The following is a 25,626-nucleotide window of genomic DNA, read 5'->3' on the forward strand; positions in this document are numbered from 1 at the left end:
ATAGGGAGAATGTAATGGAAGAACAATATTTTTTTCATGTAATATCCGACATTCCCAAGAAGGTCGGTGAACATATCATTCTTGATGACAAGCATCCAAACGGTGTCCACAAGCGTGTATATGAGGAACTCGAAACAGTAAATGATATATATAACAATCCTGAAAAATATAAGGATACAGAACTGACGCACAAGGTGGATGTAGCGCTTCGTGAGCTTGCGTTGGAAAAAGTTAGAAAAGAAAAGTATTCGGAGTACCCTTCGAGAATGGCTTCGCTATATGTGTCTAAGTCATACGAGGAAGCTGAGAGGTGGGGAGACTATTTTGCTAAGTTAGGAAGACCTACTTTCGGAATTGCAAAGATAAAAGTGACTGGAAGAGTTTTTAAAGGAGATGCCTACAAGTGTTTTGATGGAGTAACAGACGAACAAGAGAATCTTAGGATGGCTGAAATCTATTGGCAGAATGGAGCTAATGAGGATGGACATGAATCAATCGTGGAGATTCTTGCTGACGGAGATATAGAGATTGTTGAGATGGTAAAAGATATTAATGCGAATACGGAATACAAATATTTTGAGTTGAGAGAAAAAACCGACTTAAAAGATATGGCTGCAGATTGGTTTCACAAAAAGTGGGGAGTCCCCAAGGATGCTTATCTTGAATGTATGACAGCGTATCTTAATAAAGAGACCGAAAATGGTTGGTACCTATGCATGTTAGGAAATCAAATTGTCGGGGGGTTAGGTGTAATCGATAATGATTTTCATGACAGGAAGGACTTAAGCCCCAATGTTTGCGCTGTATATACTGAAGAGGCTCATCGTGGACAGGGGATAGCAGGAAATCTTCTTAATCTTGTTGTGGAGAACATGAATAAAAAAGGAATTTCACCGCTCTATCTTGTTACAGATCATACTGGTTTTTATGAGCGTTATGGATGGGAGTTTTACTGTATGGCTCAAGGGGATGATGAACCGGAGCAGACGAGATTGTACATTCATCGATGATACATTTGAAATAAACAACTAGGAAAAGACGCACTCTATACTTACTAATGGCAGGTATGAGTGCGCCTTTTTTTGAAAAAGAAAATGTAATAGATTTCGGAAAAGCATTTGACATTGGTTTATTTGGCATAATGGCAATCAACTCTCTGCAGGTCATGCAGGACTTTGGGGTTAACCTTATAAGAGAAAGTTAAAGCGATAGAGGTTGCTCTGAGACATTTTCAGATGATATAGTAGCATATTTATTTTCCAGGATTATTGACGGCACCAATGAGGTTTTTATAAAACTATGCGCTCGCAACCAAATTTAACAAAAAATAGCAAAATATGTAAGCTTCGCTTGGTAGACAGGTGGAGCTTACTTTTTTATGATTAAGAAAAATGTTAAAATATTTAGCAAAGGTGGTAGAAATATGAGAAAGGCATATTTGGATAATATTCGCTGGATAACAGTAGTGCTGGTTGTCATCTATCATGTAATCTACATATTCAACGGTGTAATACAACATGGAATCATCGGTCCCTTCAGTGAGCATCAGCCCCAGGATACGTATCAGTACATTGTATATCCCTGGTTCATGTTACTTCTGTTTGTGGTATCCGGCATGTCAGCCCGCTATGAACTGGTTAAGCGAACAGAGAAGGAATTCATCAGAGTAAGGACGAGAAAGTATCTTGTACCATCAACAATCGGCCTTCTGGTTTTCGGCTGGATTCTTGGCTACTACAACATGCTGATGTCTGGTGCATTTAATTCCATGAACAACGTACCGGGGCCAATCCTTTTCCTGATAATGGCAGTCAGTGGATCAGGTCCGCTGTGGTACATTCAGATGCTTTGGCTCTTCAGCCTGATACTGGTACTGATCAGAAGGATTGAAAAAGACGGATTTTATAATATATGCGGCAAAGCAAATCTTTTGACACTTATACTTCTTGTCATACCCGTATACGGAGCAGCGCAGATACTTAACACACCGATAATAGTGGTATACAGATTCGGTATTTACGGACTGGGCTTTTTGATCGGCTACTTTGTACTGTCCCATGACGAAGTGATGGATCGACTTGGCGAAAGCTGGCTGTTATTAAGCATTCTTGCCCTCGCATCCTGCGTAGCCTTTGTGATTTTATATAAAGGTCAGCCTTATCCGGATCACGTAGTTCTGGACACAATCATGTGCAATGTATACGCATGGTTTGGAACTCTCGGTATACTTGCCTTCATGAAAAAATGGGGAAATTTTACGAATGCTTTCTCAAAGTGGATGTGCCGAAAATCATGGGGCCTCTACGTATTCCATTATCTGATGATAGCGGTCAGCGGATGGTATCTGCATACATTATGTCCATTCCTTGCTCCTGTCATCGTATACCTGTTGGTTGCAATAGCAGCATTCGCAGGCTCCTACCTTCTGTATGAAATCATGAGCTGCATACCTTTCATAAGGTGGTGTGTTCTGGGAATAAAAAAGGAGAAGAAAGAATGAGTTTTGCAGACAATCTTATGGAATTAAGAAAGCTTAATAACCTGTCACAGGAGGAAATTGCAGAGAAGATAGGCGTATCCAGACAGACGCTTTCAAAATATGAGACCGGAGAGTCTCTGCCGGACATAAAGAGATGTAAGATGCTGGCTGACCTCTTTGGTGTATCCATGGACGACCTTATCTCATATGAAAAGAATGATTCGGACAACCTGGGATATGCTATACCGCCGAAAGGAAAACATATCTTTGGAATGGTCAAAGTGGGAGATAAGGGTCAGATCGTCATTCCTGCCAAAGCAAGAAAGATCTTCGATATTAAAACAGGCGACAATCTGATTGTCCTCGGAGATGAATTCCAGGGTATAGCTCTTATTAAGGAGACGGGCCTTCTCGGTCTTATCAACAGTGCGAAAGAAAGTATAACTGACTAAAATACATAAAGGTATTCTACTGCCAGGGCGGGTTTAACTATGAAAAGATGAAGACGCCATCTCGTATTGCTATGAAGATGTTTGTGTCAGCCTTAAAAAACAAGAAGGATGCCACTGAGAAAGAGAAGGTAATGGCTGAGAAGATGGCTTCATCCTATGACATCTCTGATATCAAATACATAGAGCCTATCGTTATGTATCTTGGAGAAAAAGACAATGAAAAAGCTGTTTAAGACATTTCTTACGATAGTAATCAAAACCGCGGTCAGGGATGCGTTAAGATCAGATCATTAATCTTTTCAGTAAAGCCGATTATAAGGAGAAAGAGAGATTTATGCCAGGTAGGAAATATTTATATACGGAAAGGGCGCACTATATGTCCCCGAACATGCACTTCGGTATCATGGCGGAAATCGGATCGGAGTTCGATGCGGACGGTATCATCGAGAGCATTGGTGTTCTTAGATCGGCTCATCCGCTTATGAGAAGTCTGATAGCCGAGGAGGAGGGAAGTTCAATGATATATTATGAGGAGCATCCTGAACTTGAGATTCCGATAACGATAGAAGAGGCAGACGATAACTGGCAGACTGATTATGAGGCGGTATCTTCAGCTGGATGGAATGTTCAGAAGGAAGCGCTGCTCAAGGTCTATGCTTATCCATCCGAGAGTGGAACGAGAGTCCTTTTTATAACGCATCATCTTCTTTGCGACGGGAGAGGGCTTCTACAGTTGGTGCAGGAGTTTGCGGATCATTATACTAGCGGTGCCAGGCCGCACCTGGTTGATGAGAAGCTGATGGAAAGCCTTGATGATCTTCCGAATGGCAGCGACCTTAGGTTTATCAGCAGGGCGCTGATCAGAGATGCCAATAAGAAGTGGCGTAAAGAAGGGCATAGGGTCAGCTACGACGAGTATCTTGAGTTTGAACGTGATCATGATCGCAAACAGGATATAAAGCGTGAGATAAAGAGAGTTGACGGAGAAGAGCTTGATACGCTCCTGGGTTTATGCAGAGAAAACGGGGTATCGCTCAATGACTATCTTGTTGCTAAGATGATGATCGATGAGAAAACAAATAAGGTGGTCATAGCTTCTGACATAAGGAATAAGATTAAAAACTATAAGGAAGGCTCGCTTGGAAACTATGCTACAGCATTCAGCGTGGTGGTTAAGAAGAAAACCTCTGAGATCATGGAACTCGCCAGGGCTGTAGATCATGAAGTCAGGAGCATAATAAGTAAGCCGGATAGGGAGATGCTCGTTCTCTCGTGTTATTTCAATATGGATCCGGAACTCCTCGATGCCATAGCTATATCGACTCTTGGAAGTTTTGAGAGCAAGGCCGGCAGATTTGTCGGCAGCAAGATGTTCGGTTATGAAAAGCGCGACGGCCATTGTATCACGAACCTTGGAAGAGCAGAGAGCAACACTATAAGAGAGGGTGTATTCATTCCGCCGGCATCTCCCGTAAACAGGAAGGCGTGGGGTGTTCTGACGATAAACAATAAGATGAGGATTTGTTCAATACAGTCAAAGTAAGGAAGAACATATCACTTTAAAAGAATATATAAAGCGCTTTATTTATACACCTCAAAAGATAAAAACGTTCCTGATAACAGGCCTGTTCTGCATATTTAGATAGGAGGATATGAAATGGAATTGAAGGGGAAGGAACTGGAAGAACAGTATTTGAAAGCGACTGCTGAAAGACCTGATCTGATGGGGTATTCAAATCATGTTGTTCAAATATTCATCAAGAATTAAAATAGTTAGAGGATGAAAAGTGGAATACACACATTTTGTTTTTGAACCACATATCCCATGCTACAGGTTTGATGAATACTGACACATTCGGATTATAAGGAGGACTTAAGATGGCAGGGCAGATTACCCATATGGAAATCGCGCGCAGGCTTATTGATAAATTGGGGATAGACGAGGGAAAAGAGGAATTCATTTTAGGTTCTGTCGCTCCTGATTCTGTGCATTTTGATGAAGACTATCTAAGTAAAAAAATCCATTCTCATCTTTTTGAAAACTGTGGTCCATGGGGAGATACTCAGAACTATGATAACTGGATAGAAAATATCCGGACCTTTTGGACAGGATATGTAGTAAATGAAAAAAACAGCATACAGCGTTCATTCTATATCGGGATAGTTGTGCATTGTCTTACAGACTATTGGAATGATCTACTTATTTGGCGCGCTCTTCAAAAAGAGATGATTCCTCCTATGACCTACGACGGATTCAAGGAGGCTTATTCTCCCGAGTCAAATAGGATAGACAGGTGGCTCTATCAGAATATCGAAAGTGCCGATCAGATAATGCAGCTACTTGAAAAATCCCATGAAACAGATTTTGAAGACTATCTGAAAGCTGCTTGCATAACGAAGATGAAAAGACATCTCATAGACGTACAGTACAATCTTCCGGATCCTATTGATGTATCAGGTCATAAATTTTACAAGTCTGATATGATGCTTAAGTTTGTAAGTGAAGTACCTGACAGGATATGTGAGCAGATAAAAGAGTTTGAAAATACTCCTGTAGCACAGATACAGGATATAACAAAAATTGTAAAAGAAGCCGGGGACTTAATGCTAAATGCGAATCGTCCCAAGATAATGGAAAAAAGCGGGCATGCAAATTTCGTAACAGAGTCCGATGAGAAAATTCAGAGATTTATTGTGTCTAAGCTGGAGGAAGTATTACCTGAAGCCAAATTTTTAGGAGAAGAAGATGGACAAGATGTGTTTTCTTCCAAGATGAGCAGCGGATATTGCTTTGTGATAGACCCAATAGATGGAACTTCCAACTTTATCTATGAGTACAGACCATCTGTGATTTCAGTGGGACTTCTTAAGGACGGAAAACCGTACATGGCTGTAGTTTACAATCCCTATGACGATATGATGTTTCATGCTACAGCAGGGCAGGGAGCTTATATGAATGGAGAGAAGATAATGTCATCTGATGCACCTCTATCGGATTCACTTGCTGTATTTGGGACAGCACCCTATTACGAGGATCTAAGGGACAGAACCTTTGATATTGCAAAAAAGCTTCTTCCACTGTGTGTTGATCTTAGAAGATCCGGCACCGCTGCATGGGATATGTGCTGCGTGGCCCTTGGAAGATGCGGACTGTATTTCGAAATGAGAATTCAGCTGTGGGATTATGCAGCAGCTGCACTTATAGCACAGGAAGCAGGATGCAAAATTACTGATATTGAGGGCAATCCCTTATCCTATAGCGGCCCTACGACAGCGATCTGTCTTTCCAGAGGAATAAAGGATATCCCTGAGTGCTTTCTGTAAAGCAAAGGTGTTTATGTTTTTTTTAGTAATGTCAAAACATAATAATGGTATTATTGATTTAGAAGCTTGAGAAAGGCTATGAAAACCTTTAGAAGGTCATGGAGTATATGTTTGTGTTGTTTTTATGAGGGCTTAATATGAACAGAAAAAATTAGGTTAGCGCAAAGTTTTACGCTTACGGTATCCGTATCAGATCGGACTAAGTAGGATATAAATAGCATTTATAGAGGAGGTAGCAAATGAGGAATTCTGGAAGAATGCTGGTTTCAATTTTCTTAATGGTGGCGGTAGTATTTTCAGTAAGAATCAGTGCTGAGGCAGTGAGAGTTCTGCCGTTTACAAGTCCCATGGATTATTCAATCTCAGATAACTGGCTCTATGATGGCGCATATCCGGAGAACTCTGTGGATGTCTTTATTGTTGCGCCAACAGTAGACACAGTCAGTGAGAGTAATTCGGCTATTACACCAAAATACAAAAGTTTATTCAGAAATGCCATGAACCAACAGCAGGCTATCTATGCAAAAACAGCACGCATATATGCGCCATATTACAGGCAGGCATCGATTAAGGTATATACCATGGAAGATGCTGCAGCAAAAGAGCAGGCAATGCAGAATGCATATATTGATGTGTCAGCGGCATTTAAGTACTACATCGAACATAAGAATAATGGAAGACCTCTTATTCTTGCGGGCTTTTCACAGGGGGCGGATATGTGCTACAGACTCCTTGAAGAATACTATGGCGGAAATGGAGAAAGAGCTGTAAATCTCAGGGAAAACCTGATAGCCGTTTATGCTATAGGCTGGAGCATGACACAAGATATGATCATTAAGTATCCTCAGATAGTTCCTGCAACCGGAGAGACAGATACCGGTGTGGTAATAAGCTATGACTGCGAGGATGGAACAGTAACAGATTCGTTGGTTACACCTGCAGGAACAAAGGCGCTTTCAATTAATCCCCTCAACTGGAGAACAGATAGTACAGTAGCTTCTAAGAAAATCAATAAAGGAACCGTTACTCAGGATAGTAAGACTGGGGCTATTCTTTCCGTGGAAGTAGGAAAGTACGGAGCATATATTGACCCGGTAAGAGGCACTTTAGTGGTAACTGATATTGATACCGGAAAGTATCCTAAGATTCTTGATATGTTTCCCGATGGAAGCCTGCATATTTATGATAATTTTCTTTTCTTTGTAAATCTTCAGGAGAATGTGCAGAAACGAACAGAAAGCTTTCTTCAGAAAAAGGCTGCATTAAATGCTGCCTGATTAAAAAATAAGGATGTTTTTGGATTACATAAAATAAATACTGAATGAATAAACCAAATTTCAGAGATTTAAAAAAGTTAATAAAAGCGGTTGATGATCTTAATATTGCCATTAAGAAAATATATGGTGACCGGGCTCGTCAGGAAAATAATATTAAACAGCTTTGTAACAGGATTGCAGGAGCACAGGCTAAGAAGGAGCTTTTTAATGTTTCCGTGGATGAACTTAAGAATGCAAAAGCCGGGATCCGTGTTCAGGCTCTTATGGAGGCTGGTTATAATAACCTCGGCCAGATAGCCGGGGCAACTGATTTTGAGATACAGGCTGTTAACGGTATAGGAGAAAAACAGACAGAGGCAATCAGAGGTGTTATTACCGAATTTGCTAATAGTATTGCATCTAAAGTTACGATAAGACTTGATGCTGACGCTGTTTCGGAAAATACTGCTGATAATTCAGAGCTTATTACAGAGCTTGCCAATTATATCAATAGTGAAAAAATTAGGAGAGATGCCTACGAAGGCGTACCGAATCTTGATGCCTATGCTCAGAAAATTAAAGGTAGTGGAATAATCAGAAACAGTTTTCGCTGGTTCTTTTCTTCAACTGCGTCTAAGCAGAATACTGTGGACATGGCTGAAAACATATACGAATTTTGCAGCAGCGCTTTTTTTGAAAGAATGATTCATATTGCTGATCAGTATCAGGGTGCATCTAACACCCCGCAGGCTGAGGCATTGGAATTATTTAAAAGGAATAGCGCTGATTTCTATGCAATTTTGGAGAACCTTGGCAATGCTGTAGGAAATAAGCCCTTTGTTTATGACAGCATTCCGGCTCAGCTGGCGGAAAAGATAAATGAGACTGAGCTAAATCTTGATGGATTTAGAGGAAATCTAAGGGCATATCAGGTTTTTGGAGCAAAATACATCTTATGCCAGAAGAAAGTTCTTCTTGGTGATGAGATGGGACTTGGAAAGACAATCCAGGCCATTGCTGCAATGTCCCATATACAGATTACGGAAAATGAAAATTGCCATTATCTTATTGTATGCCCTGCAAGTGTACTGATTAATTGGGACAGAGAAATCAGAAAGTTCAGTATCTTAGAAACTTTTATCTTACATGGTCAGACAATTGAAGATTCTTTTGACAGATGGCAGGTAAATGGTGGTGCGGCTATAACCAACTATGAATCAATGGGTAAGATCGTAGATCGTATAGACAATCATATGTCTTTGGCGATGCTGGTGATCGATGAAGCTCATTACATGAAGAATCCTGATGCTAAAAGAACTATGTATATCAGAAGGCTTGAAAATGAGTCTGAGAGAATCCTTTTGATGACAGGAACTCCTCTGGAAAATCGGGTTGATGAAATGTGCAACCTGATTGATTTCGTCAGGCCGGATATGACAAAAGAGGTAAGGAATCTGGCGAATATCAGCCATTTGCCTCAGTTTAAAGAAAGTCTTGCTCCTGTTTATATCAGAAGAACGAGGAAGCAGGTTCTAAAAGAGCTTCCTGAGATTGATCAGGAGCTGGAGTGGTGTAGTCTTACAGATATTGATAGAAATAATTACCGTGATGCAATTCTTAATGGAAACTTTTCTGATATGCGAAGAGTATCGTTTCTTCAGGATGACATGGCTACATCATCTAAATGTATGAGACTGATGGAACTTCTTGAGCTGGCGGAGAGTGAAGGAAGAAAGGTTATCATATACTCGTTTTTTAGAGAGACAATATCTAAAGTCAGCGCTCTTCTGGGAGATCAATGCATAGGCGTGATCAGCGGAGACACTAAGATGTGTACAAGGCAGCTTTTGGTGGACAAGCTATCAGATGCTCCGGGTGGAAGTGTTCTTGTGAGTCAGATAATAGCCGGTGGTGTTGGGCTTAATATCCAGGCAGCCAGCATAGTAGTGTTCTGTGAACCTCAGATCAAACCATCTCTTGAAAGCCAGGCACTTTCAAGAGTATATAGAATGGGGCAAGTCAGAAATGTGCTGGTCTACAAGCTATTATGCCCTGATACTATTGATGATGATATGATGCTGATTCTTGAGGAAAAACAGGTAGAGTTTGACAACTATGCTGACGAATCCGTAGTTGCAGGTGCATATGATAATATCATGGACAAGGAATGGATTACTAAGGCAATAGAAAAAGAAAGACAAAAGTATTTACCGATGGCGCTTTGAGGAACGAAAGGATGGGGCAAAGGGGAAAGCGGTTATGCACTTTGTGGAAGCTAAAGGAATACTGACAGGAAGCGGTGGACATTACGGCATGAATATTTACAGAGGATGTTCCCACGGTTGCATATATTGTGATAGTAGAAGTAAATGCTACCAGTTTACTCATCCATTTGAAGATATAGAAGTAAAGCCGAATGCGCCTGAGCTTCTAGAGATGGCACTAAAATCCAAGAGAAAAAAGTGCATGATTGGAACAGGGTCTATGTCAGATCCTTATATGCATTGTGAAGAGAACTTGCGACTTACAAGAAAGTGCCTTGAAATCATACGGAAATATGAATTTGGAGTTGCCATCCAAACTAAATCGGACCGTATTCTTCAAGACATAGATCTTTTAGATGAGATAAATCGTGCAGCGAAATGTGTTGTGCAAATTACACTTACGACATATGATGATGACTTGTGTCAGATACTTGAACCGAATGTCTGCAATACTAAGCGTAGAATAGAAGTGCTGAAAGAGATGCAGAAAAGAGGGATTCCCACGGTTGTATGGATGACGCCAATTCTTCCTTTCATAAATGATACAGAGGAAAATATAACATCAATTCTTAATGAGTGTGTACGTGTAGGAGTGAGGGGGATAATTGATTTTGGAATGGGATTAACGCTGCGAGATGGCGACAGGGAATATTATTATGCTGCGCTTGATAAACATTTCCCGGGAATGAAGGAAAGGTATATCAGACAATTTGGAAATGCATATGATATTCCGAGCCCTCGCGCAAAAGAGTTGCGAAATATATTTATGAAGATATGCAAGGCAAATGGGATTCTATCAAGTCCGGAGGAATGCTTTGAGTTTATGCACGAATTGCCGGAAAAATATGAGCAGATGAGCATATTTAGTCTTTGAAGATTAAGAAGATATTTTTTAAAACAAAAGATAAAATGGAGGAAATTTATTGATTTTAAATACCGGACAGCGGACAGATATTCCTGCCTTTTATCCAGAGTGGCTTGCTAACAGGATAAAAGAGGGATACGTATGTGTAAGAAATCCCTATAATCCTCAGCAGGTAAGCAGATATGTGATCAATCCTGAAGTGGTTGATATTATCGGGTTTTGCAGTAAAAATCCCGAGCCGTTTTTTCCATATCTGGATCTTATAAGGGATTATGGACAGTTTTGGTATGTTACGATTACGCCCTACGATAAAGACATAGAGCCGCAAGTTCCTGACAAGATGCATGTAATGGAGAGTTTTAAATATCTGTCCAAAAAGGTCGGTATAAATGCAATAGGCTGGCGCTATGATCCTATTTTGATAAATGACAGGTATACGACTGAGTTTCATCTGGACGCTTTTGAAAAAATGGCTGCTGAACTCGATGGCTACACGAAAATTGTAGTCATTAGTTTTATAGATCTTTATGAAAAAGTAAAAAGGAATTTTCCTGAGGCAAAAGCTGTATCCAGGGAGGATAAACTCTATCTTGGGGAGCAAATGATTCGAATTGCAGCGGCTCACGGAATGGTAGTAAAGCCCTGCGGAGAGGGGACTTTTCTGGAAAAATATGGTGCAGACTGCGCTGGTTGTATGACAATTGCGGATTACGAAAGAGCGATTGGACAAAAACTGAATGCTCCAAAGACAAAGCCATCAAGAAAAGAATGTGCCTGTTATCTATCTGCAGATATTGGAGCTTATGATACATGCAAACATCTTTGCAGATATTGTTACGCAAATAACGATATAAATCAGGTAGCCATAAATAACAAGAATCATGATCCAAAATCCCCTTTTCTTATTGGGAATTACAGATCAGATGATATTATTCATGATGTGCCACAGAAAAGCTGGATAAACAGACAGATGAGCATATTTGATTTTATAACTTCCTGAGGGCAAAAGCATTCAGAAATCTTTTTTTTTCGAATGCTTTTTTTTCTTCTTATCGTTCAAGAAGTCAAAAATGAAAGTTTTATAATAGGCTCCGGGCACGAGTTTCCGCTGCGTAAACGGGAGCATTTATACAAAATTTAATGGGGGCATTTATACAGATGAAAACCAGACAGGAAGCATTGGAATACGGATTATCTTTCCCTGATACATATAAGGAAGCGCCGTTTAGAGAGCAAAACTGGCAGCTTGTCAGGGTAAATGGTAGTAAAAAAGCATTTTTATGGACCTATGAAAAGGACGGTTATATCAATCTGAATGTAAAGGTTGATCCGGATTTCAGAGATTTGTGGAGAAAGGCTTACGCATCAGTTATTCCCGCTTATCATCAGAATAAAGAGCATTGGAACACCGTTATCCTTGATGGAACGATTCCGGATGATGAGATAAAAAAGATGATCGCTTTGAGCTATGATCTCGTTACTGATTCACCGACCAAGAGAATTTATGAGGCTGTTAAAAAAATTCCCAAGGGTAAAGTTGCAACATATGGTCAGGTGGCAGCTATGGCCGGTAATGCCAAAATGTCCAGAGCTGTAGGTAATGCTCTTCATAAAAATCCTGATCCTTACAACATTCCATGCTTTCGGGTGGTTAACTCCGAGGGGAAACTTTCAGGCAATTTCGCATTTGGTGAAGGAGTTCAGGAAAGACTTCTTAAAGAAGACGGAATAGAAGTTGAGAATGGAAAAGTAGATTTATCGAAGTATGGAATGCTATAATTGCACATGAAAAGTTTTTTATTTGTAAAGCAATGAGAGGTCGGAATCATTCCGAGCGATATGGCAGGATTACGAAGTTATCGTGCCAGTACATATTATATGAGGTGGCGAATTTGAAACTGAAAAAAACAAATGCAGTTCTCGGTCTTTTGTCAGCAATAGCTTTACTGATACATATGGGGTACAATTTATTTTCATATATTACCTTCTACTATAATCCCGGTTTGAAGCTACTTACGGCCATGCCGTTTATGGTTCTGGTATGTGCACATGCTGTCTGTGGTATGTGTACAGTTTTTCTTATGGGAGATGGGACAAGACTTGATCTCTACAGGAAACATAATCTTAAAACAATAATTCAACGCGTATCAGCGGCACTAATTTTTCCATTACTTTTTATTCATCTGAAAACTTATGGTCTACTCTCAGGTAGCGCTGAGAAAGGCAATTGGTTTATGTTTGCGGTGATATTTGTAAGTCAGATACTTTTCTTTGCCATAGTCAACCTGCATACCGCGCTTTCATTTTCAAAAGGATGCATTACTCTGGGACTTATTAGCGATGAGAAAAAGCTTGCAACTCTCGACAGGGTAGTGTGGTGCATATATGGCGCAGTTTTTCTGGCGGTATCAGTGGCTGTTGTAAGAGGACAGCTTATTATGTTTGTGCTTAAATGAAGAAATTGATGATGCCGACGCATCAACTTGGATTTTCTTCATTGCATATAAAAACATACATTGCACAATTTGATCAAAAATGATGGCTATCGAAGTTATTGTTAAAACGAGGACCTATACATGAGGGAGATATTGATAATAGGAAACGGAATATCCGGAATGATGTGTGCAATACGCTGTGCTGAGCATGGTTTGCATGTAAGACTCGTTGCGCCCGGACCCTCCGAGCAGTCACAATCCGTAATGGCAGCAGGTGGGATAAATGCTGTCACAGAAGATCATGAAGACGGAGATGCCATAGATTGCCATGTTGAAGACACACTAAAGGGCGGAGCATATATCGCCGGCAGAAATTCTGTTTATGGCTTGTGCTCTCATGCAGAAGAAATCATTCAATATCTGGAAAAAATTGGCACTGTTTTTACGATTAATGAAAAGGGAAGACCGGCGTTCAGGGCTTTTGGAGGTCAGTCCCACAAGCGAACATATTACTGCGGTTCATCCACGGGAAAACAGATTGTTTCTGCGCTTACCATGGAATGTCGAAGATTTGAGGGACAGGGACTGATTACGCGTGTTCAGAGGCAGCATTTTTATTCAGCTCTTATTGAAGATGGAATCTGTTACGGTGCGATTTTGTATGATGAAAAGAGCAGGACTCTCATACCGGTTTACGCTGATGCACTTGTGATGGCAACCGGCGGGCAGAACTGTCTTTACGGAAAAACAACAGGCTCAGGCAGATGTGACGGGTATGCTGTCGGAAAACTTTTTATGCAAGGCGCTGTTCTTAAAAATCTCGAGTTCATTCAATACCATCCTACAACACTTGAAACTCCGCAAAAGAGAATGCTTGTTTCAGAGGCAGTCAGGGGAGAGGGAGGAAGACTTTTTTATTTTGATGGCGAGAAAAAAGTATATTTTATGGAGGACAAATTTGGCCCCCGCGGAAATCTTATGACAAGAGATGTTATTTCAAGAGAAATAATATCGACCGGAAAAGATGTTTTCCTTGATATTTCATTCATGGATAAGAAGCTTATAGATTCCAAAATTCCCGAGGTGCGTGATCTCTGCGAAAAATACAGAGGAATTGATATAAGCAAAATGCCAATACCTGTAGCGCCTTCCGTACATTTCTTTATGGGCGGTCTTGCAGTGCACAAAGATCATGAGAGTAGTTTCAAAAATCTCTATGGTATAGGTGAGTGTGCCTCCATGTATCACGGGGCTAATCGCCTCGGGGGTAATTCTCTGCTTGCTGCCTGCTATAGCGGGATGGTGGCAGCAGATAGTATATATGGAAAAAACTTATCAGAGAAGCATCCTGATTTTACAGGGTTTATTAGTACAGAGCAGAAGAATTTGAAGAAACGCCTTAACAGCTATAGTTCTTTTGCTGCAATGCATATCAGAGATATGCTGGCAGATACCATGCGAGAGCACATGAGTATTGTCCGCTCTGAAGAATCTCTTAAGCAGGGAATAGAGGATGTCAGCTATTTACTGTCGGTAGTTGACCGGATTAATTATGATCCCAGCGTTTCGGCATATGCGAACTATAGTCTGAAAGGGATTTTGACTTTGGGCAAGGCGGCGCTTACCTGTGCTCAGGCACGAAAAGAAAGTCGGGGTGCTCATTACAGAACTGATTATCCGCAGAGCCAGAAGGAATATGAGACAGCGACACTTATTTCCTATGAAAACGGCAATTACAAAGTATCGCTGGATATGGAGCATGTTTATGAAAATTAAAATCTTACGTCAGAAAACACCCGAAACAAATCCTTATTGGGAGTGTTTTGAATATAATGGGACAAAAGAAATATCTGTGGCAGGAATGCTGGACCAGCTCAATTTTGGTGATGATATATTAAATGACCAGGGGCTGAAAACGGACCGCATAGGCTGGGATTGTTCATGCCTTCAGGGAGTATGCGGTGCCTGTGCCATGGTGATAAATGAGGTGCCTGCTCTTGCTTGTGAGACGTTTTTGAAAAATCTGAAAGGAGAAACCGTTACACTTCGCCCGCTTAGAAAGTTCCCCGTGATTCATGACCTTATAGTAGACAGGAGTATTATACATGAAAACCTGAAAATCACTGACATATATATAGGTGAGTACAATCCAAAAGCTGATGAAGATCATGATCTTCAATACACAGCAGCAAAGTGCTTAAAATGTGGTCTGTGTCTGGAAGTCTGTCCAAACTACACTGTAGGAAAATCATTTTTCGGTGCAGTTTATGCCAACGATTGTTACCTGGTTCACGAAAGGAACACCAATAAAGCAAAAGATATTCATGTCAGCTACGCTAAACATTTCGGGAATGCATGCTCAAAAGCACTTTCGTGCATGGAAGTATGTCCTGTTCATATTTCATCTCTGGCTTCTATGTCAAAACTTAACAGGGTATAATCAGGGCTTTATCCCATTAATCCTGTTAGTTTTGAGGCGCCGAATTTTTTATTATTGAAGTAAGGCGCCTTTTATGATGCAACACTCATGGTATCATGTGAACTCACCGGAATAATGAACGGACTTCCTGAAAGGGGGTCTTTTATCACAACACTGTTTATACCATAAATGTCTCTTATTGTTGCCTCAGTTATGATTTCTTCAGGTGTTCCTTCTGTGAGAAGATGACCGTCTTTCATAGCAAAAATATGATCCGCATATTTTGATGATAGATTGATATCGTGTAAAACCATTACAATAGTGGTTTTTCTTACTCTGTTAAGCTCCTTTAAAAGATCCAGGATTTCAACCTGATATGCAATATCAAGATAGGTTGTTGGCTCGTCAAGAAAAAGAATATCCGTATTCTGTGCAAGGGCAAGAGCTATGAAAACTCTCTGTCTTTGTCCACCGGATAATTCATCTATGCTTCTGTCTGCAAGATCTGTAATATTCATCGCACACATTGCACTGTCAATTGCTTTATAATCCTCGCGGGATAGGGAACCCATGAATTTTCTGTGAGGGAAACGGCCCCTTGAAACAAGCTCTGCAACCTTGATTCCCTCAGGGGCAGTAAGAGTCTGAGGCAGAAGACCAATGGTCTTTGCAATATCCTTTGATCTCATACATTTAAGGGAAGTGTCATTTAGTGTAATGGAGCCTTCGCCAGGCTGCAAAAGTCTGCAGAAGGTTTTAAGGAGTGTTGATTTACCGCTTCCGTTAGAACCAAGAATTACACTGATCTTGTTTTCAGGAATAGCGATATTTACAGAGTCCAGAATATTTCCATTTCCATATCCAACGCTAATATTATTTGCCTTAAGTGTATTTTTCTTCATGATATTTCCCTTTCATATAGGCTTCATCGTAAGATGAAGGCGTGTTTGGTGATTGTGGTCATAAGGGGATATCGCTTGCGGTGGATTCCTTATGACTCGTTAAAGACTGATTTTCGTTTGGTTTTTTCCTTGCTATCGTTCGAAAGGATAAATCCTTAGTGAGGTTTATTAACACCCCGGTCCATTTATTGGAGCTTTCGCTGTGAGATGAGTAAATAAATTAAGTATGGAGCACCCAGGATTCCCGTAATTACGCCGACAGGATATCTCGTAAATAAAAGGTTCTGTCCGATAAAGTCTCCGCCAAGAACAAGTATTGCTCCTATGAGACCTGAGGTAACTATGTTTGAATGACTTCTGCCGCAGATTTTTCCTGCAATTGGTCCTGATAAAAATGCTATAGAAGAGATTGGACCTGATATTGCAGTGGAAAAAGCTATCAGGATTACGGAGCACACCATCAAAAGAGTTCTGACAAAATTAACTCTGACGCCCAGAATTATTGCAAACTGTTCTCCAAGCACCAGTGACTGCATGGCATGATTTAAGGCGATTATTGTTCCAAGGCAGATAATTACCACCAATGCCAGAAGCGGAAGAGAGTCAGTCACGATTCCGTTCAGGTTTCCGTTCATCCATCTCATGGCTGTTGGGACATCGTATTCAGCAGCTTTCATAACCATCCAGTTTATAAGCGCTGTAAAAAATGCCTGAAATCCAATTCCCACAAGAATAAGCCTTCCTGAGGAAAACTTATCTAAATATGAGATGCGATAGATGAGCACTGCCACAAGGATACCAGCTACAACTGATATTACAGACACGATGTTTCTGTTTAGATTAAGAAACAAAATGCAATATACAGCTGCCACGGTTGAACCCTGGCTTACGCCGATAATATCAGGACTTGCCAGCGGATTATTCAGTAATGTCTGAAAAATGTTTCCCGCAACTCCAAAGGCAATTCCGCAAAGAACGGCGGTGAGCATTCTCGGAAACCTTAATTTTGCAATTATGTAAGTTCCCTCTTTACTGACTCCGGTTATGGTTTTGAGTACCTGCAAAAAGGAATAATTCTTTTCACCAATACAAAGATTTATAATGCAAAGCGCAATGACTATGGTAAGCAGTATCAATGCTGTAAGAATATATTTGCTTTTCCTTCTTTTTACTCCGGAAAGTGATTTCGAGTATGTATTCATAGGCTCTGTATCCTCGCCTTTCGAATAATGAATATGAAAACAGGTGCGCCAAGCAGGGCAGTTATTATTCCGGATTCAAGCTCTCCCGGACGGCCCAGAATTCTGCCTGCTACATCAGATAATATGAGCACACAGCTTCCATACAGTCCGCTGCAGGTAATAAGGTGCTTGTGATCGCTTCCAACTACCATTCTTATAAAATGTGGCACCATAAGTCCTACAAAAGCTATGGGACCTGCAAGCGCAGTGGTTGATGCGCACAGAAGAACTCCGCAGAGAGCTGCCATTAGTCTTACGCGGTTTATATTAAGTCCCAGAGAAACTGCTGATTCTTCTGCAAGAAGCAGGATATTAAGGTTGTCAGAGGATAAAAGACTGACGATCACCGATATCAGAAAAATCGGAAGTATCAGCAGGATATCGTCAAAACCTGTCCCTCCGATGCTGCCTATCTGCCAGAATCTGTAGGTTGTCATAACACTTGAATCAGGCATAAGTACAATACTAATAATAGAAGACAGGGCGATACTTGCTGCAGATCCGGCAATAGCAAGCTTAATTGGTGTCGGACCGCTGTAACCTGATGAAGCCAGTTTATAGACAATGAGAGCTGTTATCATGGCACCTGCAAATGAAAGTCCCATGTAAGAGAGCTTTGACTGAATATTGAAAAAAGCTATACCGATTACAATAAAAAGTGAAGCTCCTGTATTTACTCCAAGGATACTGGGATCAGCGATGGGATTTCTGGTAATTGTCTGCATCAAAACACCTGAGATTGCAAGAGAAGCTCCGGCAATGACTCCAAAGATTGTTCGTGGTATTCTTGCCTGAACAACATTTACATTGAATGACTCAGTATTCCTGCTTAAAACTGCATCGATAACGTCAGATAAACCTACGGATTTTGTTCCGTAGGTTATCGACAACGCCATTGATATAAATATGAGTATTATTCCTAAAATATAAATTGTTCCGATTTTCTTAGTATTCATCTATTCCGATTAGTGCATTATGAATTAAAGCACTTTCTTATTATTTATTAGTTTATTGGGTGCAGCATAGCAAACTCCACCCTTTATTTGAACAAATTGCTTAATTATCACTCAGTTATCTTGCTTGCAGCTTCATCGAGAAGTACCAGATAATCATCCAATGCATAAGGTATTGAAAGAATTGACGGGTTTGCAGATGCTGCAAGTGAACTTGTTGAATCTATAAGTACCACAGCGCCATTCTTTACTGCAGGGATCTGGCTCATAAGAGGATCTGCCTGCATTGCTTCAAGTAGTCCCTGATCACCATATGCAACCAGGATATCAACATCATTTAAGAGTTCAGTATTTTCACGTGATATTGTAACTGAGAAATCATCAGTGCTTGTTGCAAGATTCAAAATGCTCTGAGGTGTTGCAAAACCTAAATCATTGAGGAATGATGCTCTGGGATCGCTGGGAAGATATGCATAAAAAGTGCTCATATCATCCTGAGAAATCCAGAAATATCCGGCTGTTTTTCCTTCTAATGAGGGATATTCTGCAAGCTTTTCCTTAATCTGGGCATCAGCTTCTGCAACTAAAGCTTCGCCTTCAGCTTTTTTACCGATTGCAGTAGCGTTGGTAATTGTCTGCTCGCGCCAGTTTGTTTTCCATGCAGTTTCAAGATAAGGAACCACAGGAGCTATCTCTGATAAAAGGTTATATTCTTCTTCTGTGAATCCTGAGTATGATGCGATGATTACATCCGGCTCAGAAGCAGCTATAGCTTCATAATCCCAACCTGTCTCATCATTGAATACGTTAGGAGCAGTCTCACCTAAAGCCTTGAAAGCATCATCTGTCCAGGGATGAAGCTTGTTTTCAGTCATAAGTCCAAAGTTGGCAGCAGAGACACCTACAGGAACAACACCAAGGGCAAGGATAGGGTCCTGATTACCCCAGGAGAGTGTTACGATGCGGGTGGGCTCTGATTCAATAACAGTTTCACCAAAAGCGTGCTTTATTGTAATAGGGAACTGCGATGCTTCGTCAGAGTCAGAGGCAGCTTCTTCAGATTCTGTCTCTGCAGTACTGCTGTCTTCAGAAATGGAATCTGCTTCTTCATTATTCGTGTCATTATTTTCTGCTTCTGCTGTCTCTGCAGCAGCTTCATTTTTAACAGCAGCTTCATTATCAGAACTTCCGGTGCTTCCGCATCCTGCAAGTACTGAACCTACTACTGTAATTGCTGTAATAATAGATAGTAAATTTTTCTTCATTGCGTATCCTCCAGTTGTTTTACGTTAGTTATGTCTAACGAAAAGTTAGCATAGCACAACATTAAGACGTGTGTCAATTAATTTCGCAAAAGATAATAATTTATTAAGAAAATATGGAGAGTAGCATAAGAGAGGTCAGATCATTTCAATCCTATTGTGTTTAGCAATAGAACAAGGAAAAATTCTGCCACTATTGCAGAACGCAGATAGTGGCAGAAGAAAATCTAAGTTTTTTGAAGGAATTTCAATATTGAAGTATTTTGTCAATTATAAAAACAACAATTCAACTCAGAACATAATTTTCAGGTTACTCCATTATCCGATGGTGAAGCGTTCAAGGTTGTTATTTATGGTATCAACTGCATCGGAAACAGATGAAGCAGCGGTAAGTACAGTTTCTGAAGATGAAGCAACGCCCTGTGCGGCAGCGGTTACCTTTTCAACATTATCCGCAATTTCCTGGGTAGAAGCGGACTGTTCTTCTGATACTGAAGCCATGTTGGTGGCAACATCATTAACCTTATTCATCTGCTCGGCCATTTCTGACAGAATATCATTTGCTTCAGAGAGCTCCTGAGTGATTTCTTCGAAAGTAGTAGCAGCTACGTTTACGGTTTCAGCGCTGTTGTTGATAAGAGTAGTATTTGTCTCTGATTTTTCTGAAAGCATGCGAACCTTCTGAGACATATCCTTTATGATCTCGCCAATCTGATTGGTTGCATCTGCAGAGTTCTGGGCAAGAGTACCTATTTCAGCAGCAACTACCGCAAAACCTTTACCTGCTTCGCCTGCTCTTGCTGCTTCTATGGAAGCGTTAAGAGACAGGAGATTGGTCTGTGAAGAAATGGAGTTGATAAGATCAATGATCTGATTGATCTTGTCAGCAGCTTCGTCAACGTTCTTAACCGCTTCAGCCATATCCTTCATGGAGGATACGATATCTGACATACCGGATGCAACGCTGGACATATCATGCTGTCCGCTGTCTGCTTTCTTTACCAGTTCATTCATCGAAGACTCAATTCTGGACTCCTGATCCGTAACATTAGCTACGGTCTGGGCAAGTACAGTCGCATTTTCAGCAACCTCATTAACAGCATTTGCCATGTTCTCGATATTCTCTTTGATCTGTGACATGCTGGCTGACTGATTGCTGGCAGCTTCTTCGAGGTTCTCGGCTGTACTCTTGGAATTCTGGGCATCTCCCATAAGCTTTCCTGAGACATCTTTTATTTCAGTGAGTGAATCCTTCATACCATGAATGAATTCGCCCATTGCCCTGTTCATATAGGCAATTTCATCGTCACCATTGGAAGTGATATCAACTGTAAAGTCACCGCCGGAAATTTTCTCAATATTTTCTGTAAGGGCTGTGACAGGCTTCTTGATCATTCTCTGAAGAACCTGAGACATGATGATTATTACTATAATTATTGAAATAACTGATACAACTATAAGTGCGATGACAAGTCTTGTGAGAACTGCCAGTACTTCACTCTGTTTAGCATAGATTATTACTCTCCAGTCAACGCCGCTTACCTGAGATGTTACGGCATAATAGTTTTGACCGTTGGATTTGAATTCATGTACTTCGCCTGTCTTGCTTTCACTTTCAATGGAATTATCCAAAGCCACAATTTCGGCAATCTTTGTAAGGAAATCGTTATCACCTAATTCGGAGACATTCTTTCCACAAAGTGAAGGATCATCTCTGTATGTAAGGATAAGTCCGGAAGCTGTAAGCATCATAGCGCCACCGGTTTCATAGAGTTTAACATCATTGAGGTTTTTCTGGGCATCATCCAGGAACAAATCAGCTGCAAAGCATCCCTCACGACCATCCTTTAAATGTATGTGTCTGATAACTGTAGCGCACAGTTCACCGGTTACTGTGTCAAAATATGGTTGATCATAGAAATAGAACCAGCTATTGTCGTAGCCCATCGCCTGTTTGTACCAGCTCTTTTCCGTTATTGCATCCATCTGAAAGTCAGGTGCACTGGGATAAATGAAAGTCTCATCGTTCAAAGCAATGTAAGCTCCTGTTGGAAGCATTGCATATCTGCCAACGGTTCCTGCCATATATTCAGCAAGTTCTTCATTGCTTGCATATTGATTCTGCTCTACAGCATCTGCCACACCGTTTAGATAATAGAATGTTGAGTTCATGTCTTTATTGATCTGCCCTGCATCACTTGAAACTTTGTTTGTCAGTGTGGAATTGATCAGATCCTTTATAAGACCATAACCCATACTGACTACAATTATCTGGGTGACCAGAATACTAATGATAAGTAAGATGACGAACATAACTGATAGTCTTACGCTTATAGCCTTTACGGCACCCTTTTTCTCGGAATTACCTACACTACTCATAATGAAATTAACCTCCTATATGATTTCCGTGAACTGATGAAAAAAAACTTTTTGCGGGCGAAGCAGAAACAGTCCGCAAAATTCCTATGCAATACCACTGTTTATCATATAGGAATATGTTGTACTTCATATGAACAATATATTTACGTAAAATAAAAAAATATAATTTTTTCCAATTAATTTATTACCTATTTATTAATGCAAGCGTCTATTTTACGCATAATGCCTTTTTGGAGCACCCTTTTTGAATTTCCTCGGACATTCTATAGTTGTATTGGACCAGGTTCTCGCATCGCGACGGGCGTGTCCTGCCGATGGCATGATTCTTGAACACGTTTCCTTAATGCGTTCAGGAACGATAGGTTCGATATCTGCCATTCAACTCCCATTGAGGTGTTGCCCGGCCATGCAGAAACTTGTTATAATCAGCAGGAAGTTTAGAAAAGTTTATGGGGTGATTTTGAAGTATGATTTACATATCTCTAAATTATTACTTGCTGGTGCTTGCGGCACTGGTTCTTTATTATGTCTTTCCTGTAAGGCATAGGTGGGTAGCACTACTTGCTGCAAACGTTGTATTCTATGCCTTTTTTTATAAGGCAGGTATCTGGATTTTCCTTGGAACAATAATTATAAGTTACATAGACGCCAACGTGATGGCAAAGCTTCAAGATGGTGCAAGGAAATCTACCTTTATAGCAGGTATTATTCTTGTGACAATTCCATGGCTTCTTATCAAGAATTCTAACTTTGTCCTTGAAGCTATCATGAAAAAAGATCCGATAAACCTGGTAACTCCACTCGGAATATCGTTTTACACGCTTCAGCTCATCGCTTATCTGGCTGATGTTTATATGGAAAAGATTAAGCCTGAAAAAAATATCGCCAAGTATATTCTGTTTACAAGCTTTTTCCCACAGGTCATACAGGGGCCGATACCCAGATTCGGACAGCTCCATCCTCAGCTGACAGAGGGACATCTTTTTGATGAAAAGAACTTTGTCAAAGGCTTTCAGCTGGTAATATGGGGATTTTTCCTAAAGCTTGTGATCGCAGACAAGGCAGCAGTCATTGTAAATACAGTGTTTGATAACTTCCCGGCCTATTCCGGAGCATACATTTGGGTAGCATCCTTTTTATACAGTATTCAGCTTTATGCGGACTTTCTTGCCTGCACAACCCTGGCAAGGGGCGTATCACGAATGTTCGGAATAGAGCTTGTAAATAACTTTAAGCGTCCGTATTTTTCAACCTCCATCAAGGATTTCTGGAGAAGATGGCATATTTCCCTCAGTGAGTGGCTTAGGGACTACATTTATATTCCTCTTGGCGGAAACAGAAAAGGAAAAACAAGGAAATATATAAATCTAGTCGTGACATTTCTTATAAGCGGAATGTGGCATGGAGCAGGACTCAAATTTCTTGCATGGGGACTTATGCATGCGCTTTATCAGATAATAGGTGAATTTACCTATAAAGCCCGTGAAAAGGCGTACACATTTTGCGGTATCAGTGCTGAATCCAACAAAAAGCGATGGATCAAGATAGCAGGTACTTTTTTACTGGTGAATTTTGCCTGGATTATTTTCAGAGCGAATTCTCTTGGAGACGGTGCAAAGCTTTTATTGCACATGTTTACAGACTTTAATCCCTGGGTTCTTTTTAACGACAGAATATTTACACTCGGGCTTGACTGGAAAGAAGTGGTAGTGCTCATCGTTTCGGTCTACATTCTAAGAAAAGTTGGAAAGTATCAGGAAATGGGAAAATCTCTTGGGGAGAAGATATATACCCAGCCGCTTTTAATAAGGTGGGGAATATATATCGTGGCCATCATTTGTGTTCTTCTCTTTGGAACCTATGGTTATGGCTTTGATGCCCAGGATTTTATATATGGAGGCTTTTAATGAAAAAGCATTTAAAATTCGGAGTAAGGGCAGTGGTGTTCACCCTGATACTTATTACCGTGACAGTTATGATCAACTACATGATCACGCCCAAGAAGTATTTTGAGGATTCCTGGTCCACAACCTCAACCTTCAGAGGCTTTTATAAAATGAAAAAGAATTCCATAGACGTATTGTTTCTCGGAAGCAGCCATGGTGGAGCGGCATTTACACCCCAGGTTATCTACGACAATAACGGGATAAGAAGTTATAACCTCGCCTGTGAGCAGCAAAACCTCCTTGTTTCTTATTATTGGTTAAAGGAAGCATTGCGCTATCAGACTCCTAAGACAGTGGTTGTGGAGCTTTATATGTTGTTTGATTTTAGCCCAAAGGACCCGCTCAATACTTCGGAAGCCTTCACTAGAATGGCAATTGATGCTATGAACTGGTCAGAGGTAAAGTGGGAAGCCATAAACGATATATGTAAATATGATGAAAGTCAGACGATAAACAGTTACCTTTTTACTAATGAAAGGTTCCATACCAGATGGATGAATCTTTCTGAGACAGATTTTGAATTCATAACTCTTGAGAATCATTATGAGCTTAAAGGGTATGCGCCTCTTGCAAAGCGTGGTGGTGTGTATCCTGATTATGAGCCGTATCTGGAGTATGATCACGAAATGATGGCAGATACACATCCACTCATGGCAGAATATCTGGACAGGATTGTTTCGCTGTGCGATGAAAAGGGAATAGAGCTGATTCTTACTAAAACGCCTACAACCGGTTGGGATACCTCAAAGCATAATACCGTGGCAGAATATGCTACGGATAATGGTCTGGACTTTATCGATTTTAACGAGAGCGCCTATTATGAAGCTGCCAAGTTTAAATGGAAAAAGAACATGAGCGATGACTGGCATTGCAATATCTGGGGAGCAAGAAAGCTTTCAAAATATATGGGAGTGCTACTGGCTGATGAATATGACATTGCAGGTGTTAAAGATGAGCAGTGGGACAGTACGGAGGACTATTATCAGCAGACACTTGGAGACTGCGAGCTTCAGAATATCAGCGATTTGGAAAAATATCTGGAAATGCTGAATAGCCCCAGGTACACAGTATTTTTGGCAGGGCAGTCTGATATATCCGAGTATCTTGATGAAGAGGCTGTAAATGCCTTTGCAGGTCACGGGTTTGAACTGGATATTCCTGTAGGAAACGGATACTATGCAATAAAAAACGGCGATAAGATAGAACAGGTTACTGATTCAGAGGAAGTCAGAAATATAGGAAGTATCAGAAATTCTAAAGTCGATTATGTAATTATGTCTAATGGAAGTGAGTCAGATGGCTACAGCCAGATAATAATAGATAACGAAGATTACTCGCCTCACTGCGATGGGGTAAACATTGTAGTTTACTGTAATGATACCTGGAGAGTAATAGATAAGGCTACCTACGTAGGAACTTTGTACAGGCAGTAGAAAGCTATCTACGCAG

General features: G+C 40.6%; 23 protein-coding genes. 17 read left to right on the forward strand and 6 right to left on the reverse strand.

Translation table 11 applies throughout. The annotated features are described in order from the left end of the window. Positions 1-14: 14 nt before the first annotated feature. From G622_RS26900 to G622_RS22850, 15 genes are all read left to right on the forward strand, one after another. A complete protein-coding gene (locus tag G622_RS26900; RefSeq protein WP_081675308.1) occupies positions 15-1,010 on the forward strand; it encodes a GNAT family N-acetyltransferase in 996 nt (331 codons plus the stop codon). A gap of 56 nt (positions 1,011-1,066) precedes the next feature. After that, positions 1,067-1,204, forward strand: coding sequence for a hypothetical protein (locus tag G622_RS25765; RefSeq protein ID WP_155831480.1), 138 nt, complete (start codon positions 1,067-1,069; stop codon positions 1,202-1,204). A gap of 219 nt (positions 1,205-1,423) precedes the next feature. Continuing rightward, complete coding sequence (locus tag G622_RS0112530) at positions 1,424-2,500, forward strand: acyltransferase family protein (protein WP_026511002.1); 1,077 nt, start codon at positions 1,424-1,426, stop codon at positions 2,498-2,500. Further along, positions 2,497-2,931 carry a helix-turn-helix domain-containing protein gene (locus G622_RS0112535; RefSeq protein ID WP_022774247.1) on the forward strand — a complete coding sequence of 145 codons (435 nt, stop codon included), beginning with the start codon at positions 2,497-2,499 and terminating at the stop codon, positions 2,929-2,931. The genes G622_RS0112530 and G622_RS0112535 overlap by 4 nt, the downstream gene beginning before the upstream one ends. Positions 2,932-3,014: 83 nt before the next feature. Then, complete coding sequence (locus tag G622_RS26185; protein WP_196814217.1) at positions 3,015-3,164, forward strand: hypothetical protein; 150 nt, start codon at positions 3,015-3,017, stop codon at positions 3,162-3,164. A gap of 155 nt (positions 3,165-3,319) precedes the next feature. Beyond that, a complete protein-coding gene (locus G622_RS0112545) occupies positions 3,320-4,474 on the forward strand; it encodes a condensation domain-containing protein (RefSeq protein ID WP_196814218.1) in 1,155 nt (384 codons plus the stop codon). A 335-nt stretch (positions 4,475-4,809) separates the two neighbouring features. Continuing rightward, positions 4,810-6,255, forward strand: a complete 1,446-nt coding sequence (locus G622_RS24695; RefSeq protein WP_049945838.1) for an inositol monophosphatase family protein — start codon at positions 4,810-4,812, stop codon at positions 6,253-6,255. 239 nt (positions 6,256-6,494) lie between these two features. Then, positions 6,495-7,532, forward strand: coding sequence for a DUF3089 domain-containing protein (locus G622_RS0112560; RefSeq protein WP_026511005.1), 1,038 nt, complete (start codon positions 6,495-6,497; stop codon positions 7,530-7,532). A 44-nt stretch (positions 7,533-7,576) separates the two neighbouring features. Next, entirely contained in the window at positions 7,577-9,736 is a 2,160-nt protein-coding gene (locus G622_RS22840; RefSeq protein WP_049945839.1) for a DEAD/DEAH box helicase, read from the forward strand. A 34-nt stretch (positions 9,737-9,770) separates the two neighbouring features. After that, positions 9,771-10,649, forward strand: coding sequence for an SPL family radical SAM protein (locus G622_RS0112570; RefSeq protein ID WP_026511006.1), 879 nt, complete (start codon positions 9,771-9,773; stop codon positions 10,647-10,649). A gap of 49 nt (positions 10,650-10,698) precedes the next feature. Beyond that, positions 10,699-11,640 (forward strand): DUF1848 domain-containing protein, encoded by a 942-nt coding sequence (locus tag G622_RS0112575; RefSeq protein ID WP_026511007.1) that lies wholly within the window; start codon positions 10,699-10,701, stop codon positions 11,638-11,640. Positions 11,641-11,798: 158 nt separating this feature from the next. Beyond that, positions 11,799-12,419: a methylated-DNA--[protein]-cysteine S-methyltransferase gene (locus G622_RS0112580; protein ID WP_026511008.1), complete on the forward strand. Its 621-nt coding sequence runs from the start codon at positions 11,799-11,801 to the stop codon at positions 12,417-12,419. 113 nt (positions 12,420-12,532) lie between these two features. Continuing rightward, positions 12,533-13,096, forward strand: coding sequence for a hypothetical protein (locus tag G622_RS0112585; protein WP_026511009.1), 564 nt, complete (start codon positions 12,533-12,535; stop codon positions 13,094-13,096). Positions 13,097-13,216: 120 nt separating this feature from the next. Then, on the forward strand, positions 13,217-14,851 hold the full coding sequence (locus G622_RS22845) for an FAD-binding protein (RefSeq protein ID WP_049945840.1): 1,635 nt from the start codon (positions 13,217-13,219) through the stop codon (positions 14,849-14,851). Next, positions 14,841-15,515 (forward strand): 2Fe-2S iron-sulfur cluster-binding protein, encoded by a 675-nt coding sequence (locus tag G622_RS22850; RefSeq protein ID WP_049945841.1) that lies wholly within the window; start codon positions 14,841-14,843, stop codon positions 15,513-15,515. The genes G622_RS22845 and G622_RS22850 overlap by 11 nt, the downstream gene beginning before the upstream one ends. 71 nt (positions 15,516-15,586) lie before the next feature. On the opposite strand, the gene G622_RS0112600 is transcribed toward G622_RS22850, so the two are convergent. From G622_RS0112600 to G622_RS25770, 6 genes are all read right to left on the reverse strand, one after another. Beyond that, complete coding sequence (locus G622_RS0112600; RefSeq protein WP_026511010.1) at positions 15,587-16,396, reverse strand: ABC transporter ATP-binding protein; 810 nt, start codon at positions 16,394-16,396, stop codon at positions 15,587-15,589. A gap of 185 nt (positions 16,397-16,581) precedes the next feature. Beyond that, positions 16,582-17,598: a FecCD family ABC transporter permease gene (locus tag G622_RS0112605; RefSeq protein ID WP_026511011.1), complete on the reverse strand. Its 1,017-nt coding sequence runs from the start codon at positions 17,596-17,598 to the stop codon at positions 16,582-16,584. Continuing rightward, on the reverse strand, positions 17,595-18,593 hold the full coding sequence (locus G622_RS0112610; protein ID WP_026511012.1) for a FecCD family ABC transporter permease: 999 nt from the start codon (positions 18,591-18,593) through the stop codon (positions 17,595-17,597). The genes G622_RS0112605 and G622_RS0112610 overlap by 4 nt, the downstream gene beginning before the upstream one ends. Positions 18,594-18,700: 107 nt before the next feature. Continuing rightward, positions 18,701-19,855 (reverse strand): iron-siderophore ABC transporter substrate-binding protein, encoded by a 1,155-nt coding sequence (locus G622_RS0112615; RefSeq protein ID WP_026511013.1) that lies wholly within the window; start codon positions 19,853-19,855, stop codon positions 18,701-18,703. A gap of 315 nt (positions 19,856-20,170) precedes the next feature. Further along, complete coding sequence (locus G622_RS0112620; protein ID WP_044957637.1) at positions 20,171-22,231, reverse strand: methyl-accepting chemotaxis protein; 2,061 nt, start codon at positions 22,229-22,231, stop codon at positions 20,171-20,173. A gap of 213 nt (positions 22,232-22,444) precedes the next feature. Then, positions 22,445-22,609 carry a hypothetical protein gene (locus tag G622_RS25770; protein ID WP_155831482.1) on the reverse strand — a complete coding sequence of 55 codons (165 nt, stop codon included), beginning with the start codon at positions 22,607-22,609 and terminating at the stop codon, positions 22,445-22,447. An 89-nt stretch (positions 22,610-22,698) separates the two neighbouring features. Here G622_RS25770 and G622_RS0112625 point away from each other — a divergent pair, with 89 nt between their 5' ends. Together G622_RS0112625 and G622_RS0112630 are read left to right on the forward strand one after the other, a co-directional pair. Beyond that, positions 22,699-24,138 (forward strand): MBOAT family O-acyltransferase, encoded by a 1,440-nt coding sequence (locus G622_RS0112625; protein WP_026511015.1) that lies wholly within the window; start codon positions 22,699-22,701, stop codon positions 24,136-24,138. Further along, complete coding sequence (locus tag G622_RS0112630) at positions 24,138-25,610, forward strand: hypothetical protein (RefSeq protein ID WP_026511016.1); 1,473 nt, start codon at positions 24,138-24,140, stop codon at positions 25,608-25,610. Before G622_RS0112625 ends, G622_RS0112630 begins: the two co-directional genes overlap by 1 nt. Positions 25,611-25,626: the final 16 nt, after the last annotated feature.

It is taken from the genome of Butyrivibrio sp. LC3010, assembly GCF_000424385.1.
GTDB lineage: Bacteria > Bacillota > Clostridia > Lachnospirales > Lachnospiraceae > Butyrivibrio.